At 42.3% G+C, this 17,280-nt stretch carries 14 protein-coding genes; 6 read left to right on the forward strand and 8 right to left on the reverse strand.

The window, feature by feature from the left end:
- Positions 1 to 303 precede the first annotated feature (303 nt).
- Positions 304 to 768, reverse strand: a complete 465-nt coding sequence (locus GJB62_RS16560; protein WP_114081338.1) for a CYTH domain-containing protein — start codon at positions 766 to 768, stop codon at positions 304 to 306.
- A gap of 298 nt (positions 769 to 1,066) precedes the next feature.
- On the opposite strand from GJB62_RS16560, the gene GJB62_RS16565 reads away from it, so the two are divergent.
- The 3 genes from GJB62_RS16565 (at position 1,067) to GJB62_RS16575 (ending at position 5,363) form a co-directional block, all read left to right on the forward strand.
- Positions 1,067 to 1,426 (forward strand): VOC family protein, encoded by a 360-nt coding sequence (locus GJB62_RS16565; protein ID WP_114081337.1) that lies wholly within the window; start codon positions 1,067 to 1,069, stop codon positions 1,424 to 1,426.
- Positions 1,427 to 1,537: 111 nt separating this feature from the next.
- Complete coding sequence (locus GJB62_RS16570) at positions 1,538 to 2,878, forward strand: recombinase family protein (protein ID WP_114081336.1); 1,341 nt, start codon at positions 1,538 to 1,540, stop codon at positions 2,876 to 2,878.
- An 865-nt stretch (positions 2,879 to 3,743) separates the two neighbouring features.
- Positions 3,744 to 5,363 (forward strand): glycosyltransferase family 39 protein, encoded by a 1,620-nt coding sequence (locus tag GJB62_RS16575; RefSeq protein ID WP_114081335.1) that lies wholly within the window; start codon positions 3,744 to 3,746, stop codon positions 5,361 to 5,363.
- A gap of 75 nt (positions 5,364 to 5,438) precedes the next feature.
- Here the strand turns inward: GJB62_RS16575 and GJB62_RS16580 are convergent, their stop codons facing one another.
- The 3 genes from GJB62_RS16580 to GJB62_RS16590 form a co-directional block, all read right to left on the reverse strand.
- Positions 5,439 to 6,461 (reverse strand): alcohol dehydrogenase catalytic domain-containing protein, encoded by a 1,023-nt coding sequence (locus tag GJB62_RS16580; RefSeq protein ID WP_114081387.1) that lies wholly within the window; start codon positions 6,459 to 6,461, stop codon positions 5,439 to 5,441.
- Between the two features lie 116 nt (positions 6,462 to 6,577).
- A complete protein-coding gene (locus tag GJB62_RS16585) occupies positions 6,578 to 6,763 on the reverse strand; it encodes a hypothetical protein (RefSeq protein ID WP_083782393.1) in 186 nt (61 codons plus the stop codon).
- Between the two features lie 57 nt (positions 6,764 to 6,820).
- Entirely contained in the window at positions 6,821 to 7,891 is a 1,071-nt protein-coding gene (locus GJB62_RS16590; RefSeq protein ID WP_114081334.1) for a glycosyltransferase family 4 protein, read from the reverse strand.
- 456 nt (positions 7,892 to 8,347) lie between these two features.
- Between GJB62_RS16590 and xth the strand changes: the two genes are divergently transcribed.
- Positions 8,348 to 9,130 carry an exodeoxyribonuclease III gene (xth, locus tag GJB62_RS16595; RefSeq protein ID WP_114081333.1) on the forward strand — a complete coding sequence of 261 codons (783 nt, stop codon included), beginning with the start codon at positions 8,348 to 8,350 and terminating at the stop codon, positions 9,128 to 9,130.
- A gap of 177 nt (positions 9,131 to 9,307) precedes the next feature.
- Here xth and GJB62_RS16600 read toward each other — a convergent pair whose 3' ends face one another.
- The 3 genes from GJB62_RS16600 to GJB62_RS16610 all read right to left on the reverse strand — a co-directional run bounded on the left by GJB62_RS16600 (position 9,308) and on the right by GJB62_RS16610 (position 12,157).
- Positions 9,308 to 10,396, reverse strand: a complete 1,089-nt coding sequence (locus GJB62_RS16600; RefSeq protein WP_114081331.1) for a T3SS effector HopA1 family protein — start codon at positions 10,394 to 10,396, stop codon at positions 9,308 to 9,310.
- Positions 10,397 to 10,476: 80 nt separating this feature from the next.
- Positions 10,477 to 11,718 (reverse strand): phosphotransferase, encoded by a 1,242-nt coding sequence (locus tag GJB62_RS16605; protein WP_114081330.1) that lies wholly within the window; start codon positions 11,716 to 11,718, stop codon positions 10,477 to 10,479.
- Between the two features lie 220 nt (positions 11,719 to 11,938).
- On the reverse strand, positions 11,939 to 12,157 hold the full coding sequence (locus GJB62_RS16610; RefSeq protein ID WP_147262472.1) for a hypothetical protein: 219 nt from the start codon (positions 12,155 to 12,157) through the stop codon (positions 11,939 to 11,941).
- 678 nt (positions 12,158 to 12,835) lie between these two features.
- On the opposite strand from GJB62_RS16610, the gene aroC reads away from it, so the two are divergent.
- Complete coding sequence (gene aroC, locus GJB62_RS16615; RefSeq protein WP_114081328.1) at positions 12,836 to 13,924, forward strand: chorismate synthase; 1,089 nt, start codon at positions 12,836 to 12,838, stop codon at positions 13,922 to 13,924.
- A gap of 130 nt (positions 13,925 to 14,054) precedes the next feature.
- Here the strand turns inward: aroC and GJB62_RS16620 are convergent, their stop codons facing one another.
- Positions 14,055 to 14,351, reverse strand: a complete 297-nt coding sequence (locus GJB62_RS16620) for a DUF3288 family protein (protein ID WP_114081327.1) — start codon at positions 14,349 to 14,351, stop codon at positions 14,055 to 14,057.
- Positions 14,352 to 14,694: 343 nt separating this feature from the next.
- Between GJB62_RS16620 and GJB62_RS16625 the strand changes: the two genes are divergently transcribed.
- The gene (locus tag GJB62_RS16625; RefSeq protein WP_114081386.1) at positions 14,695 to 17,148 is read left to right on the forward strand and encodes an ATP-dependent Clp protease ATP-binding subunit; all 2,454 of its coding nucleotides are present in this window, start codon (positions 14,695 to 14,697) and stop codon (positions 17,146 to 17,148) included.
- The last annotated feature ends 132 nt before the right edge of the window (positions 17,149 to 17,280 follow it).

The following is a 17,280-nucleotide window of genomic DNA, read 5'->3' on the forward strand; positions in this document are numbered from 1 at the left end:
TACTGTTCGCTAAAAAGGAAAAGGACTGAAAGGCTTAATATATAAGGTTTTTCCCCTTTAACATGAGTCTCTTTCCCCCAAAACCCGACAAGTATTGCCTTCAATACGGTTCAGTTAAGGCTAAAACTCTTTGCCAAAGTCAATTTTTTTATGAACCACAGAGACACAGAGGGCACTGAGAGAATAAAGAAATGCTTAACTGAACTGTATTGCCTTAACAAGGGTGACTTTGACTGTAGTCGATGCCGAAAAATTGACCAGCAGTTTGCTGTCCAAATTAGGATGTTCCCAATATTTTCGCCATTACCATTGTGAAAAAGGGTGTTTTACTAAATTGCTGTTGAAATATCTGGAATCATGAGAAACTTCTTGTCCAATCCAACTTGGTAGTTCAATTTCTTGATTTTCATCAGTCAGTTCAACTTCTGCCAAGATTAATCCTTTATTAACACCATCAAACTCATCTATTTCCCAAATCAAACCACCCGATTGAATTTTATATCTGATTTTTTCTATAAAGGGACGTTCACATAATGCCTCAAGCATTTCTTGAGCATCTTCAACAGGAATAGGATACTCAAACTCTAATCTAGAATATTTTATACTGGGGCCTTTAATAGTCAAATAACTCTTTTCCCCTACTATACGTATGCGTACAGCCACTTTGTCTTGTGTGGCAATGTATCCTTGACGATATACACTACCTTCAACTAATCCTCTCCAGCTATCTCCTTTCACTAAAAATTTCCGCTCTATTTCTTTCGCCATTTTAGTTACCTGATTATTTGTTTTTGTCTAGAAACAAGCTAAGTTATTGTCAAAAAAATCCATGCGATCGCTTATTTGCACAATGACTATCTCTTAATTCAGTGTCTCCCCATTAGTCAACTGCTGTCAGGATTTAGGTCTGTCAAATTTTTCAACCGCATACTCTGACTCTAATACACCCTTACCTAACTTTAAAATATGTTGGTAATAACAAGCTCTACTAGGGGTGGAGAATAAGTACTTCATAAGGGTTCAAAGTACGTCAAAATTTAGATAAACGCGATCGCACTTACCGACAATGCAGATTACCCAAAGTCTCCATACAGCAATTCTTGTGACTGATTTAGAACGCTCTGAACACTTTTATGGCAAAGTATTGGGATTATCCAAAATAGATCGTTCGCTGAAATACGCTGGTGCATGGTATCAAGTCGGTAACTATCAAATTCACCTAATAGTTGCACCTACTGTCCCTACTGAAAACCCAAACGAAAAATGGGGACGCAATCCCCACGTCGCTTTCTCGGTTGCTAACTTGGACGCTGCAAAACAAGAGTTGCTCGATCATAATTATCCCATTCAACCCAGCGCTTCCGGTCGCCCTGCCCTATTCACTCAAGATCCTGATGGAAATATTATTGAATTGAGTCAGGAATGAGGGGGAGTGGCAGAGGGCAGGGGGCAGGGGAGCAGGGGAGCAGGGGGCAAGAGAGCAGGGGAAGAAGAACTATTTATTGATTATTGAGCAATGACAAATGACAAATGACCAATGAAAATAATTGCTTACTCTTACACCAATCCGCTATTAGAATCTTCTCCCGATCAAGCTGATTGGGGATGGGAGGTGGATCGAGTTTATGAAGATTTGGGTAAGCCAGAGTCTTCTGGACAGACTACGCGAGAGTCTTCTGGATACGCTACGCGATCGCAATTACAACAATTATTTACCGATTGCGAAACTGAACCAGCAGATTATCTCTTGATTCGGCGACTGGAAGAATTAGGGGATACTGTAGAGGAAATTAGCGATCGCTTACATAAACTCGAAGCGATGGGAGTAGCGATAATCGCTACAGAACAACCCTATACTTCCGAAAATTATCCTTTGGGTGCTGACTTGCTGAATTTGCTAAATGCAATCCAACGCCAACAACGTAGTCGTCGCATCCGTCAAGGACACGCCCGTAATCGGCTTGAGGTTGCACCGCCACCTGGCAAAGTTCCCTACGGCTATCGCAGAGGTAAGGGAAAATATACTGTTGATCGCAGTACTTCACCAGTAGTCAAAGATTTTTTTGAACACTTTTTACTCTATGGTTCCCTGCGGGGTTCGGTTCGTTACTTGGCGAAAAAATACGGCAAAAAAATCTCTGTCACAACTGGGCGACGCTGGTTGACTAATCCAGTTTATCGCGGCAATACAGCTTACCAAAATGGTGAAATTATCTCTAATACACATATTCCGATAATTTCTAAAGAAGAAGCAGCCCAAGTTGACCGACTTTTACGCCGTAATAGCCGTTTACCATCCCGAACTGCTAGTGCTAAACGTTCTTTAGCTGGATTGGTTGTCTGTGCTGAGTGTCAGTCACATTTGACAGTTACTCGTGTCACCCAACGCAACCAAGATAAGGAGTATCTTTATTTGCGTTCTACTAGCTGTCCTCAACGCCCCAAATGTAAGGCTATTTCCTACCAAGAAGTGTTGGAACATACAATTGAAAACGTTTGCCGTGACTTACCCTTAGCTGTCGCGGGGGTGAATTTTCCCCAATTGGATGCAGTCAAGAATAATTTAGGGCAAGCGATCGCTCGTCAGCAAGAAATACTTGCTCAGTTACCTGCTTTAATCGAAACTGGAATTTTAGATGTTGAAACAGCAAAGCTCAGGGCTTACAAACTCCGCACAGAAATTTCTGCACTTGAAGCAAAGTTGGCGACTCTTCCCCCAGTGAATTTGCGTTCTGTTGCTCAAGCTGTTTCAATACCCCAATTTTGGTTAGATTTGTCGGAAACAGAGCGACGATTTTACTTTCGAGAATTTATCAGACAAATTAAGATTACTATTCAGAATAAAGAGTTGCAATTACAAGTTATTTTTATTTTTTAATGCCAGTGTTAAAAATAAATAATATATCCCTAGCAATACCTAAATTATTCACTATTTAACCACGAAGTAATTCTAAAATTTACCTAATTGTGATTAATAAAACCTTTCTAATATTTAATTCTATTGCTCATTAGTGTGTCTCATTATCTCGTTCTCTGTCTTCGGATGGGAATGCCTAAAATGAGGCTCTGTCTGTTAACTTTCGGCAGAGGCAATGACGTGCATTTCAAGCCTCTGGCTAGAAACGAGGCTATTAGCCTTAGAATAAATTCCAAGGTAAAATGCTAAAGAACCGGAAGATTTAAAAAATGTTGGTAATTACTTAAGTATTCACCCAAAAGTATATGCACTAGGGGTAATACTCTGCGGTAAGCTGCTTCTGTAGGTTCGCGCAGCGTGTCGCAGTAGCTTGCCCTTACTGAATTATCAGGGTTTTGGCTATTGTTTGCGTAAGTCCTATTATTATTCAAATAAATTAAAACTAATTTATTTAAGTATTCAGCACGTTCTTAAACTACTGCAACAAATGTTCCATATATTTCTGAATTTAGCTAGATAAAAACTAAGGAGATAAAAATTAAACTAAGCATCATGCTCAAAACAAAATAAATACAAGTTAATTTACGGACGAAGGAACAGGTGATAAATAATTTTTTGACTGTATTATTTTTATCATTTTCCGATTTATATGTTGTTTCAATAGTTAAGATAAATTTTTCAAAAAATAGCGCTAATTAGATAAAGTTGAGTTAATCTTGGAAACTAGCAATTGTTAAGAATATACGTTGCTACTGGGTGGCAACATTGGAGATTCACTTTGGTCTCTATGTAATCAAACCAGCAAGTAAAATGATTAACATAGAATATGCAAGAAGGAAGCTTTATTTGGAGTCATCTAGAAAAACAGCATCGCACGGTTGGCAGATGGATTGATTGGGTATGGCTAATAGTATTGCTGTTGGCAGCAGTATTACTGTTTAGCATCAATCTGGGAGGATTGCCCCTGCGCGACTGGGATGAAGGGACTGTGGCACAGGTTGCTCGTGAAATTTGGCACGCCCCAGCAGGTTCAATGCGTTGGCTTTTCCCAACGCTAGGAGGCGAACCATATCATAACAAGCCGCCTTTGATACATTTGCTAATTGCCTGGGCTTATTCTCTAGGAGGCGAAAATGAGTTCACAACTCGCCTACCTGGAGCAATTTTAACAGCCACATCTGTACCTTTACTGTATTGCATTGCTCGTGAGATATTTCGCCAACGTTGGGCTGCTATTTATAGCGCCTTAATTTATCTAACAATGCTACCTGTGGTGCGTCATGGGCGGCTGGCAATGTTGGATGGGGCGATGGTAAGTTTTTTGATGGTGATGATGTTGTGCGTGTTGCGATCGCGCCGAGATTTACGTTATTGCCTTGGTGTTGGTGTCAGTTTTGGGTTGATTTGCCTAACTCAAGGACTGCTAGGTGTGTTGCTAGGTGCGATCGCGATCATATTTCTGTTTTGGGATACGCCACGGCTGCTCACTTGTTACTATCTGTGGATAGCAATCTTCATTGGCATTTTGCCTGTAGCTGGTTGGTATAGTGCCCAACTAATTCATTATGGTTACACTTTCGCCCAAGTTGGGCTTGTAAACCCATCACTAGGTCGAATTGGTTCATTTGTAGAGGGTAATTCTGAACCGCCTTGGTACTATGTGGTTGAACTTCTCAAATACACATGGCCATGGTTATTATTTTTACCGCAAACTGTCCGCTTAACCTGGGAAAATCGCAACCTTAGCTGGGCAAAACTAGTAATGGCGTGGAGTGGTGTTTATCTATTGGTAATTTCTTTCATGATTACCAAAGTCCCCTGGTATTTATTCCCCATTTACCCCAGTTTAGCTTTAGCTTTTGGTATCCAGTTATCAGAGACAGAAAATTCGCCTTTACTTTCATCCTATCCCCGCGCTTGGGTTGCTGGTTTGGCGATACTTGCTGTAGTTGCTTCTGCTGGTAGCATTTATTTCAGTTGGGGTACAACATCACAAACAGATTTACAACTGATTTTTGCCGCAGTCGCTTTAACTATGACCTTAGCAGCTATTTTGGCAGAACGAGGCGACGGGCAATTTCTGAAGATTTTGTTTTGGGGAAGTTACCTTTCGCTGCTGCTGTTAATGAAATCTAACTACTGGGTTTGGGAATTATCTGAAGCCTATCCAGTTAAACCAGTGGCCGCTATGATTGTGCGGGCAAATCCGGCTACGAGGAAGATTTACACATCTTTTGCTTACCGTCGTCCCTCGCTGGATTATTATAGCGATCGCACCATTATTCCCGCTTCTGTTGGCGAACTGGAATATTATTGGCACTACAACGGGCAACCCTACTTTCTACTTCATGCATCTGCTTTGAACAATCTCCAACTAGATTCGATGAAGTTAATTGACCAAGCTGAAGGCTGGAAGTTAGTTACAAAAGAAATTAATCGTCTTTAAGTTGGGTATTGGGCATGGGGCATTGGGCATTGGGTATTGGTTATTAAATTCTTGCCAGACTGTAACTAACATGATCTAAGGAATCATCGCTACCTTAATTACTTGTCGCGCCTTCATCTCACAAAACACCTGTTCTAAATCTTTTAATGGCCGCTGTTCACTAATAAGTAACTCAAAGGGTATTTTGCGACTAGCGATTAGTGCCAACGCCTCCCGCACATATTCTGGTGTATTGTGAAACACGCCTTTGATTGTCAGTTCGCTGTAGTGTAGCTGTTCTGTATTGACGGTAATGCTGGTATCTCGTGGACATCCACCGAATAAGTTAACTGTTGCACCAGGACGGGCGCAGGCGATCGCAGTTTCCCAAACACTTGGTACACCTGTGGCTTCAATCACTACATCTGCGCCCCGTCCTTGGGTAAGTTCTTTCACCAAATTGGGAATATCCGGGATTTGATGATAATTAAAAGTCTGGGTTGCACCCAATTTCTGACCAATTTCTAGTCGGTGGTGATTACCTCCCCATAGCAACACCTCAGCTTTCTCACTCAACGCCGCCACAAACATCAGCCCAATCGCCCCATCTCCTAAGACGACTACTTGATCGTTGGGCTTGATATTAGAACGGGCTACACCATGCAAAACACAAGCTAACGGTTCCGTCATCGCTGCTAATTCCCACGGCAACTCATCGGGAATCTGCAATAAATTATGCTCTACTATCGGTGCGGGAATTTTCAAGTATTCCGCAAAAGTCCCGTTATTCCATGTCAGATTCGGGCATAAAGAATACTCTTTACGTTGACAAAAAAAGCACTTCATGCAGGGGGCAGAATTATTAGCAACGATGCGATCGCCCACTTGCCAATTTGTAACGCCTGCACCCAAGGCAACAATTCGCCCAGCAGCTTCATGACCAAATAGCGTCGGCGGTTTCAACATCTTGGGATGACCACCACGCCGCCAAACCTTCAAATCTGTACCACAAGTTGTTGCTACCCCCACTTTAATCACAACTTCGCCAGCCGCCGGAGTGGGGTCAGCAACTTGCTCTAACCGTAAATCTTCTTGCCCATAAAGTAACGCTGCTAACAAAGCTTTAAACCTATCAATTAGCTCCATCCGATTTTACCAGTTGAAGCTAATTTATAGGTCTAAAAAAATCAGTATTGATTTCTAGTCAAGTTTTATCTATTTAAAAATTGCAAGAACTAGGTATTTACCACCGGCTGAGGAACAACCCCGGTGTTCCGGGTATCCACATTAGGTAAGCGAATAACAGTTAATAACGGTACTTCTTGTCGGCACGACAGGCAAAACCAATATAGTTCACCATGACGGGCATGACGCAGGAGGGAACCACCGCAACATGGGCAAGTGTTGGCTCTCGTACTCATACCAATGTCCTCCTTAAAAAAATTTGTTGTTTAAACTCAGCAAGAAAAAGCAGTTGATTAAAAATGTATTTTCGTAGCATGAATGCGACCATTCGATTCTATGCGGTCTTTAATAATTTGTCTGTAAATAGCTTCATATCCGTTAACCATTTGGTTAACACTAAAGTTGCTTTCTACATGTTTTCGACAGGTTTGACGATTGAGTTCCAAAGCTAGGGGAATCATTGCCGTCATTTCTGCATAGCTTTTGCAGATAAAGCCTGTTTTACCGTGGGAAATCACTTCAGGTACTGAGCCGAAATTCATGGCAATTACTGGTGTACCAGTTGCCATTGATTCAGTCATTACTAATCCAAAAGGTTCTTGCCAGTTAATGGGGAAAAGAGTTATGGCAGCATTGCCCAGAAGTTCAGTTTTTTCGGCGTGGTTAATTTCGCCAAGATATTCAATTTGCTGACCATCAATGTGGGGGGCAATCTCTTGTTCAAAAAACTTAGAGTCGCCGACATCAACCTTTCCTGCCATCTTCAAGCGCCAACCACTGTTCTTTGCAATAGCGATCGCATGGTGTGGCCCTTTTTCTGGCGAAAAACGGCCTAAAAATGCCAAATATGGAGGTTCTGACGGTTGGGCTACGAAAGGATAATCTGCTAGCTCAATTCCGTTATAAACAGTGCCAACATAATTTAGATCGACTTGACGCTGCGAGTTACTAATGCTGATGTATGGTTGCTTTTGGTAGTAGCTAAATGCGTGCCGGGTGTCGTTGGTAAAATTATTGTGCAGGGTATGCACTGTAGAAGTTGCTGTTATAAAACTCGCTAAAGGTAATGCCGAAATCCCTACATGAGAATGGATAAGATCGAATTCTTTAGCACGCTGGTAAACTTGGCTCAGTTCTAGCATTTCGTACACTGCATACTCTTTAACATTCGGGTCTAAGCGCAATGCACGTGGATAAACTGCTTCTAAATGAGCCAAACTTTGAGAATCGCCAGAGGCAAATAATGTTACCTCATGACCGCGACGAACAAGTTCATCAGTCAAGCGACTCACTACCAGTTCTATTCCTCCATAACTAGGAGGTGGAACCCTTTCCCATAAGGGGGCAACTTGAGCGATTTTCATAAGTTTTTTTGGTTCAGTCTATGAAATTGTCCTCAATATAATGAGTCGCATCATTATTGTATGAGAACAAAGCATTTGTACTTACTATTTTGACATTTAAATTAACCTAACAGGCTACTAAAAACGCAATACCGATTAACCGTCCCGCAAATTTTCTGTCTACAAATCTAAAGGACTATTCGGCAAAAGTCAGCCCTGAGTTACATTTCTAACGTATAACTAATCAATTAGTTGTTGCATCTGTCTTGGGGATCATAATGAAGTAGAATATTTTGTAGCAGAACTTACAAAATTGAATATTTGGTAGCTGACAATACTAAAATATTCAATAGGATCAAATGATTAAAGGTTTGTTTAAACGTAATTGGGAAATGGAAAAGAAATTATAAATATTAAGTAATTGTACAATAATTACACAATTTGTAATTATTAAGTTTCAAAAAATTCTGATAACTAATGAAAATCGCTACTTGGAACGTCAACTCAATTCGCACTCGCCTCGAACAGGTTACTGATTGGTTAACTAACAATCCCGTTGATGTTCTCTGCTTACAAGAAACAAAAGTTGCGGATGCCGAGTTTCCGCGATCGCCTTTTGAGCAGTTGGGCTATAACCTTTATATATCAGGACAAAAATCTTATAATGGCGTAGCCCTGATTAGCCGCCAGCCACTTTTAAACGTAAGTAGCGGGTTTAGGGCGATTTTGCCAGATTTACACCACGAATGGGATGAGCAAAAACGGGTCATTACAGGTGTAATTGATGGTGTTCGGATTGTTAACTTATACGTTCCCAACGGTGCAGCAGTAGGAACTGAAAAATATGAATACAAACTGCGCTGGTTGACCGCGCTACACGAGTATTTGCGAGTGCTTGCGCTGTCGGAACCTGCAATTTGTGTGTGCGGTGACTTCAACATCGCCCTAGAAGACAAGGATATTCACGAACAAGTGAGTACAGAAAATCACATTATGGCAACAGAAACCGAGCGTCAAGCCTTGCGCGAGATTCTGCAACTAGGGTTTGCCGATGCTTTTCGCAAATTCACCACAGAAGGCGGAAATTATAGCTGGTGGGATTATCGCGCCGCCGCCTTCCGTCGCAACTTAGGTTGGCGGATTGACCATCACTATCTCACACCCGTGCTTTATGAACGTGCTACAAGTTGTATTATTGATGCCGAACCCAGAAAATTAACCCAACCCAGCGACCATACGCCGGTGATTGTGGAATTTTGAATTTTGAATTTGGGAATTGGGAATTGGGCATTGGGCATTGGGAAGAGGACTTGGGGACAAGGAGAATTGGGGACAAGGGGAAAGACTTGTTTCAAGTTCTCACCTCTTGTCCCCTGCTCCCCTGCTCCCCTGCTCCCCTGCCCCATGCCCCATGCCCCATGCCCCATGCCCAATTAATCAATTTAACGGCTTATATATATCCTCAGAACTGGGATTGAGATAAGGGCGCTGCAAATCTATTAGGTGTCGCGCAAAGTGTTGGTCAATAACTCTCATCCGTTCCTCTATCGCATTCTTACCTTTGTGCCAAGCTTCCAACAAAGCATTAGCGACAATTTGGCAACGGTTCATCCCAAAACTTTCTTGTGCGGCAAATTTTTGGGTTGGTTCTTCAGCTAAACCTAAACCTGGGGCTAAAAATTTGGTAAACAAGGGGATTTCAGGCTGGAAATGGGATTGATTTTCTATATAAACAGCCTGAAGGATTGTGCGGATTGCTGGATAGTCGGGAAGTTCAAAGTAGAGTAGCCCCGAATCATAGCGTCCGTATGCAGAAGGGTTGTGAAGAACCTGAAAGCTAAAGGGAATGGAAGCTGCATTCAATTGTAGTGTCAGACTTTCCATAAGAGCGATCGCACCCGATGGCGTAAAGTTAAAGTAAATTCGCCCTGCTCCCAAATCAGCATCGGGGTTGCTTTGCCGTTCCTGTCCGACATTACTAACTGCCAAGTAAGAGCCATTTTGCAATCGATTTTTGGGCATCCAGATTGCTACCATGTCACCCACTTTGGTAGATTTTTTGCTGGATTTGAGATGGCAGTCTGGCTCAACATAAAGTGTTAAACCGCCTTTAGTCACAGCCATAGTCCCATCAGGTTCTTTTCGCAATACCTGCCATTGAGGGTCAAAGTAACCTATGCCGTGATTACTGGCGTGTAGATGCTCGTAAAAGTTCCAATCAATTTCTAAGATGGAATTATCTGCTAAATTATGCTTTGATGGGCAATTACTACTATCAGTATTGACTGCTAAAGTACTTTGTAGAGAGCCATTGTAATAGATCCCATAAAGAAAGTTCCGCAGCAGTAGAGTTAGATATTTCTGTTGTAAATCTACAGAATTTTGCTGAAATCTATCGGCTACTTTAGTTGGCAGAGCAAAAGGTTGATAATTGGGATGATAAATACAAAAATTTGGTTCAATCTGAATATTCTTAGCAATATCGAATAGAGAATTTAGCGGTTGAGTGATAGAGTAATTTAGCATTAATCCATTTAGAATTCAAACTTTAAAAACAGAATTCAGGAGTCAGGAGTCAGAATTTATAATTGTTCTGCTCTCTGCTATTAACAACCACGAAGCCGAGTTTTTTCGTAATAAAGACGAAGTAGCTGTGGCTCTTTTACAGGCTGAGGAAGTTTATGAACTGTCCCTACAGGATTAAGGATTTCTGACTCTGATATTCCGAAAATAGTCAGTACACCTTGCTGCGGCATAGTGAGTAAACTTTTAGCCACTTGCAGCATACAAATATCAGCATTATTAAAAGATTTGCGGCAGGTAATCATATCCTGAATTTGATGAATTAGTGCCAGTCCTGCAAACTGGATAACGCGCACAATAAAGTCACTGCGGTATTCCAAAATCATTGGGAAAGCATTTAGATAACCCCTAATGAGGGCAATAATTGAAGGTTGTAAACTCTGCAACGGTGTCAAAGCCAGATGTAGAGATTCTTGTAACTCAATGGTGGGATCTACGACGAGGCTATTGAGCCAAATTCGTAAATAGCTTGCTAGTAAAGTTCCTAAATCAAAAGCTGGATCTCCCCAAGAACAAGCTTCCCAATTAATTAGTCTGACTAGGCAATTGTCTAGTTTTTCCCACCTGGAATGAACCAAGATGTTGTTCAATTTCAGGTCGTTGTGAGTCAAGCAGCAAGGATTCCAGTCATACGCCAAATCTGCGATCGCAGATTCCAAACTCTCCGATTGCTGGTAGAGTAGATAAAATTTCAGCGCATCCGTGGGAACCGTCCCAAAAATCTCCGGCCCAATTGACTCTAACCCTTGCGCCGGATTGTAAAAGCCATAGCGAAACTCTCCTTGGGGAGCAGTTGCCATAAAATCCCGATATTCTCGGCGGTTGTAGGTTGCGCGATGGAGTCCCGCTAAAGTAGTGCCGATCGCAGTGGCAATTTCTTGTGGAAAAATATCATTATTGTGGTATAATTTCGCAAGTTGCCGATATTCACTTGAGTAGTTGCGGACAAGGATGGAATTTTCTTCGTCGAAATGAACTACCAACGGTGCGATCGGGGAAATATTGCCGAGAACTGGAAACTGTTGGAGCAACTGATGAAATAGCCACTCCTGAAACAATTCATGAGGAGCGCCGTCATTGCTTTTAACGTTACGTTCTTGTTTAATGAGCAGTTTACGATTATCTGCTAGAGTCACGAGTAAATCGAAACTGTTCTTACTACTTCCTGGCAACTCAGATTTATCTGATGCGTCATCTTCTGAGCTACACAGCCCCGCTTCTTGCAGATACTGGATAACGTTATGAGAAGACAGTGATAATACCATGTATTATTTCCTACTTCATTAAATTACTTTAACTTATCTGTGTCGGTATTTGCTTGTACTTAGCAGTTTTCGGTAGATAGTGAATAACAATAAAGATTTGTACAATCTACTAATATCCCATTTTTCCGATAAAAACCTGCCAAAATGGTACAAAATCCTTTACGATTGCTTTAAAATTCACTCCAAGATACGGTGACATCTTTACACTTTATCAGCATAGTTACTTAGATACATCTAGAGCAAGTTTTGTGGTAGAGCCTTTTGATGTAGCAGCATCTCCAGCAAAAAACTGATTGGCGGCAGATGTTATTTGATGCTCAGTAGTCATCCTGAAAGCAGCGAAGAATTTCAGTAATCCTTCGCAGTAGGAAGCATGACATTCAACGCTATTATTTTTATTTATCATCCCAAAGCCAAAAAAACCGGAATTTTTAGGCAATTAGTAATTATTTTTTTCTTTAATTTTCAGAATTTATGCCTGTAAGCCTTGTTATTACGTCATTTGTCTTACTTACGTATTGTAAATGGCTATAGGCGATCGCAGACAACGGTTACATGAGTGCATCTTATGGAAATGTACTTTTGTCAAGGATGTTGAGCGAATAAGAAACCTCTACAAGTACTCGTGAGTTAGGCAAAAGACCACTTGCCGCTTATGACCGAGGCTACGGCAACGCCAAATTCGTCCAAACTCAACGTCCAAGCTACCAAAACAAAACTCTGACAATGCACAACGACCATTGCGAGATAGTGTTAAATTGCCACTCCATAATTTTGAACGAGATTGGATAGATAATAGGTATAAAGTAGAAGCTTTGTTCCGTATTTTTTTTGGTTTGTACTCTTGTGACAGTTGTGGTTGGCAAAAGAGCTTAATTTTTTCACTATATCTATCGGTTAACGCCTAATTAAGCCGTTGTGAATTGTTAGATTTTCTGGCAGGTGTAACCATTTGCTCTTTGAGCAGATAATTATATGCGTCCGCTTTCATGACCGGAACTGCAATGATACTGTTGCATAAATACTAGAAAATAGCGAAGAATTCTACAAAAAGCAAAGACAAACTTTTGAAGAACTCTAGGTAGAATACATAAGCCTCACCTTTTTCCTCAAAATCATGGGCAATATTTTTGGTCATTTATTTCGCATTAGTACTTTTGGCGAGTCTCACGGCGGCGGTGTGGGAGTTGTGATTGATGGTTGTCCTCCCCAACTAGAAATTTCGGCAGAAGAAATTCAGGTAGAACTAGATAGAAGGCGGCCGGGACAAAGTAAAATTACGACTCCTCGCAAAGAAGCTGATACCTGCGAGATTCTGTCAGGAGTATTTGAAGGCAAAACGCTGGGAACGCCCATAACAATTTTGGTACGTAATCAAGATACTCGTCCCCAAGATTACGACGAGATGGCACAGAAGTATCGGCCTTCTCATGCTGATGCAACCTATGATGCAAAATATGGCATTCGCAATTGGCAAGGTGGGGGTAGGTCGTCAGCGCGTGAGACAATCGGGAGAGTAGCAGCAGGTGCGATCGCTAAAAAAATTCTTCGTCAAGTTGCCAATGTCGAAATTATTGCTTACGTTAAGCGCATCAAAGACTTGGAAGGTGTAGTTGATCCAAATACTGTCACCTTAGAGGAAGTAGAAAGCAATATCGTTCGCTGTCCCGATGCTGAATGTGGCGATCGCATGATTGAATTAATTGAGCAAATAGGCAGACAAGGCGATTCTATCGGCGGTGTCGTAGAATGTGTGGCGCGAAATGTGCCGAAAGGTTTGGGCGAACCAGTATTTGATAAATTAGAAGCTGATATCGCTAAGGGTGTCATGTCTCTCCCTGCTAGCAAAGGCTTTGAAATTGGTTCGGGTTTTGCGGGAACGCTACTAACGGGAATTGAGCATAACGATGAATTTTATATCGATCAAAATGGGGAAATCCGTACAGTAACAAACCGTTCTGGCGGTATTCAAGGCGGGATTTCCAACGGCGAAAATATCATTTTGCGAGTTGCATTTAAGCCGACAGCAACAATTAGAAAAGAGCAGAAGACTGTAACTCGTGAGGGCGAAGAAACCCTATTAGCAGCAAAAGGAAGACACGATCCTTGTGTATTACCGCGTGCAGTGCCAATGGTTGAGGCAATGGTGGCGTTGGTATTATGTGACCATTTGTTACGGCATCATGGTCAGTGCAAAGTCTTGTAGTCTATATATCGACTTAGGAGAGACGTGATTAATCGCTGAATTAGGAGAGACGCGATGAATCGCGTCTGTACAAGAGTTGGAAGTACGAGGGAATAATTAATTCCCAATTCCCAATTCCCAATTCCCATTTCTAATTCCAATCCTGTTCGTCTTTTTTACCGCGACTTTTGTAAATACCGCCCAAATCGTGAATTTTGCGAGTTTTCTCAAAAAGCTCAGTTTCGGTCAAACCCCACTGCTGCAAGACTTTATTTAGGTCTTTTTGGATGTCTCTTGCGCCTGGAAAGCCTTGATAACGCATTCGTAGCCTAGCTAATTCTGCTAAGTTATAGTCTGTCGCCTCTTGAGCGAGTAAGATATCAATAAGGGGGCGATCGCGATTATAAAGAGGGTGTTGTTGGTCTTTACCAACCGTTGGTTCAATCATCGTCAGTCCTGAGTATTGTTAGCGGATAGTTAGGGTTTAGCCCGTTCTGAGTCCTGAGTTCTAAGTTTAGCCGAGAGCAGAGGAGCAGAAAAGGCAAAAAAAATCATCTTCTCCACGGAAAAGTTAATTGTAAAATTGAGAACTCCTTACTTACTCCTAACCTCTAACTCACAACTCTTAAATCCTCTTAGACGGCTAGTACACCTGATGTCTTACGGCTCTCACCACTGCCACTTAACTTTAAATAAAGTTACATTAGTCCTTAAGAAAATACAAAAAACTTTAGATGAGGGTGAATTTTATATCACCCAAAGTCCAAGCAGCGAGGGAGCAAGAACCCATTATGTTTGAACACTTCACTTCCGAAGCCATTAGAGTAATTATGCTAGCTCAGGAAGAAGCACGTCGCCTGGGACACAATTTCGTAGGAACTGAACAAATTCTCCTGGGTTTGATGGGAGAAGGAACTGGGGTTGCTGCTAAAGTGCTGGCCGAATTAGGCGTTACCCTCAAAGACGCGCGTCGTGAGGTAGAAAAAATTATTGGTAGGGGTTCTGGCTTTGTACCACCAGAAATTCCTTTCACTCCCAAGGTGAAAAGCCTCTTCGAGCAATCTTTTAAAGAAGCTCATAGTCTGGGACAGAATTACATCAACACAGAACACTTACTCTTAGGATTAACTGAGGCTGGTGAAGGTGTCGCCGCCAAAGTCCTGCAAAATCTGGGAGTTGACTTCAAGAGTGTCCGTAGTGCCATAGTTCGCCGTTTGGGTGAAAATGCACCTGCTTTCGCTGGTAGTGGTAATCAAAAGCGCACCCAACCGCTAACGATGGAAGAATATGGCAGAAATTTGACCAAATTAGCGCAAGAAGGCAGACTCGACCCTGTAGTTGGTCGTGAGAAGGAAATTGAGCGGGCTATCCAAATTCTCGGTCGCCGCACTAAGAATAATCCCGTGTTGATTGGAGAACCAGGAGTTGGTAAAACTGCGATCGCAGAAGGTCTAGCTCAACGAATTATCAACCAAGATGTTCCCGAAACCTTACAGGATAAGCAAGTTATCAGCCTCGATATGGGGTCATTGGTAGCTGGAACTCGATTCCGTGGCGATTTTGAAGAACGCATCAAAAAAGTTGTGGAAGAAGTTCGCACTGTCGGCAACATCATTCTGGTAATTGACGAAATTCACACCTTGGTTGGTGCTGGTGGTACAGAAGGTGGTTTGGATGCAGCCAACATCCTCAAGCCTGCCTTAGCACGGGGTGAACTCCAGTGTATCGGCGCAACAACCCTGGATGAGTATCGCAAGCACATCGAGCGTGATGCCGCCCTAGAGCGTCGTTTCCAACCAATTATGGTTGGTGAACCCTCGGTAGAAGAAACCGTACAAATTCTTTACGGCTTGCGCGGCGCTTATGAACAGCACCACAAAGTCACAATTTTGGATTCGGCACTTGTCGCAGCCGCAGAATTATCAGACCGCTATATTAGCGATCGCTTCTTGCCAGATAAGGCAATAGACTTAATTGATGAAGCTGGTTCTCGCGTTCGTCTGCGGAACTCCCAAAGTTCTCCCAATAAAGAACTCAAGCGTGAACTCGCTGGCGTTACCAAAGAAAAAGAAGCAGCAGTCAGAGTCCAAGATTTTGACAAAGCTGTAACTCTACGCGACCAAGAGTTAAAACTCGCAGAACAACTGCAAGCAACATTTACACCAAACGAGCAACCTGTCAACTGCACCGTCGTTGACGAAGAAGACATTGCTCAAATCGTTGCCTCTTGGACTGGCGTACCAGTCAACAAACTGACTGAATCTGAGTCAGAGTTGCTTCTGCACCTAGAAGACACTCTGCATCAACGCCTCATCGGTCAAGAACAAGCAGTCTCGGCTGTATCTCGCGGTATCCGTCGCGCCCGCGTCGGCTTGAAAAATCCCAATCGTCCCATTGCTAGCTTTATCTTCTCTGGGCCTACCGGAGTCGGTAAAACAGAATTGGCGAAGGCACTAGCTTCCTACTTCTTCGGTGCGGAAGACTCGATGATTCGGCTAGATATGTCCGAATACATGGAAAGTCATACTGTCGCCAAGCTCATTGGTTCGCCTCCTGGTTACGTCGGATACGACGAAGGCGGACAACTTACAGAAGCCGTGCGGCGGAAACCTTACACAGTGTTGCTATTCGACGAAATCGAAAAAGCACACCCCGATGTATTCAATATGCTGCTGCAAATCTTGGATGACGGTCATCTTACCGATGCCAAAGGTCGGAAAGTTGACTTCAAGAACACGCTGATCATTTTGACTTCCAACATCGGTTCCAAGGTAATTGAAAAAGGTGGTAGTGGTTTAGGCTTTGACTTCGACACTCAAGCCGATGCTAGTTATAACCGCATCCGCACCTTGGTAAATGAGGAATTGAAAGCTTACTTCCGTCCTGAGTTCCTAAACCGTCTTGATGAAATTATCGTCTTCACCCAGCTTTCTAGGGATGAAGTGAAGCAAATTGCTGAAATTATGCTTCGTGAAGTTTCTAAACGCTTGACAGAAAAGGGAATTATTCTTGAAGTTAGCGATCGCTTCAAAGAACTTGTAGTACAAGAAGGCTATAACCCTAGCTATGGCGCTAGGCCATTACGTCGGGCAATTATGCGCCTCCTTGAAGATTCTCTCGCTGAAGCAATGCTGTCTGGTCAAATTACAGATGGAGACACAGCGCTTATCGATGTTGATGATGACTCTCAGGTGAGAGTGCAAAAATTAGAAAAACGAGAATTGCTCTTAGCAAATGTTGGCTAATTTTATACCCGATCGCTTTTTGCTGTAATATTTGAGAAATAATTAGCCTCTCATCTAAGTAGAGGCGATCGCAGGGTCATCTTCGACAAACATAAAGTGAAATGGTATTATTTCTCACCCCTAGTAGATATA

The sequence above is a fragment of the Nostoc sp. ATCC 53789 genome, assembly GCF_009873495.1.
In the GTDB taxonomy this organism is placed as follows: Bacteria; Cyanobacteriota; Cyanobacteriia; order Cyanobacteriales; family Nostocaceae; genus Nostoc; species Nostoc muscorum_A.

Bases quoted from the DNA above. Each gene is read 5' to 3' on its own strand.
- GJB62_RS16560 (WP_114081338.1), bottom strand. From the start codon at position 768: ATGGCGAAAGAAATAGAGCGGAAATTTTTAGTGAAAGGAGATAGCTGG.
- GJB62_RS16565 (WP_114081337.1), top strand. From the start codon at position 1,067: ATGCAGATTACCCAAAGTCTCCATACAGCAATTCTTGTGACTGATTTA.
- GJB62_RS16570 (WP_114081336.1), top strand. From the start codon at position 1,538: ATGAAAATAATTGCTTACTCTTACACCAATCCGCTATTAGAATCTTCT.
- GJB62_RS16575 (WP_114081335.1), top strand. From the start codon at position 3,744: ATGCAAGAAGGAAGCTTTATTTGGAGTCATCTAGAAAAACAGCATCGC.
- GJB62_RS16585 (WP_083782393.1), bottom strand. From the start codon at position 6,763: ATGAGTACGAGAGCCAACACTTGCCCATGTTGCGGTGGTTCCCTCCTG.
- GJB62_RS16590 (WP_114081334.1), bottom strand. From the start codon at position 7,891: ATGAAAATCGCTCAAGTTGCCCCCTTATGGGAAAGGGTTCCACCTCCT.
- xth (WP_114081333.1), top strand. From the start codon at position 8,348: ATGAAAATCGCTACTTGGAACGTCAACTCAATTCGCACTCGCCTCGAA.
- GJB62_RS16600 (WP_114081331.1), bottom strand. From the start codon at position 10,396: ATGCTAAATTACTCTATCACTCAACCGCTAAATTCTCTATTCGATATT.
- GJB62_RS16605 (WP_114081330.1), bottom strand. From the start codon at position 11,718: ATGGTATTATCACTGTCTTCTCATAACGTTATCCAGTATCTGCAAGAA.
- aroC (WP_114081328.1), top strand. From the start codon at position 12,836: ATGGGCAATATTTTTGGTCATTTATTTCGCATTAGTACTTTTGGCGAG.
- GJB62_RS16620 (WP_114081327.1), bottom strand. From the start codon at position 14,351: ATGATTGAACCAACGGTTGGTAAAGACCAACAACACCCTCTTTATAAT.
- GJB62_RS16625 (WP_114081386.1), top strand. From the start codon at position 14,695: ATGTTTGAACACTTCACTTCCGAAGCCATTAGAGTAATTATGCTAGCT.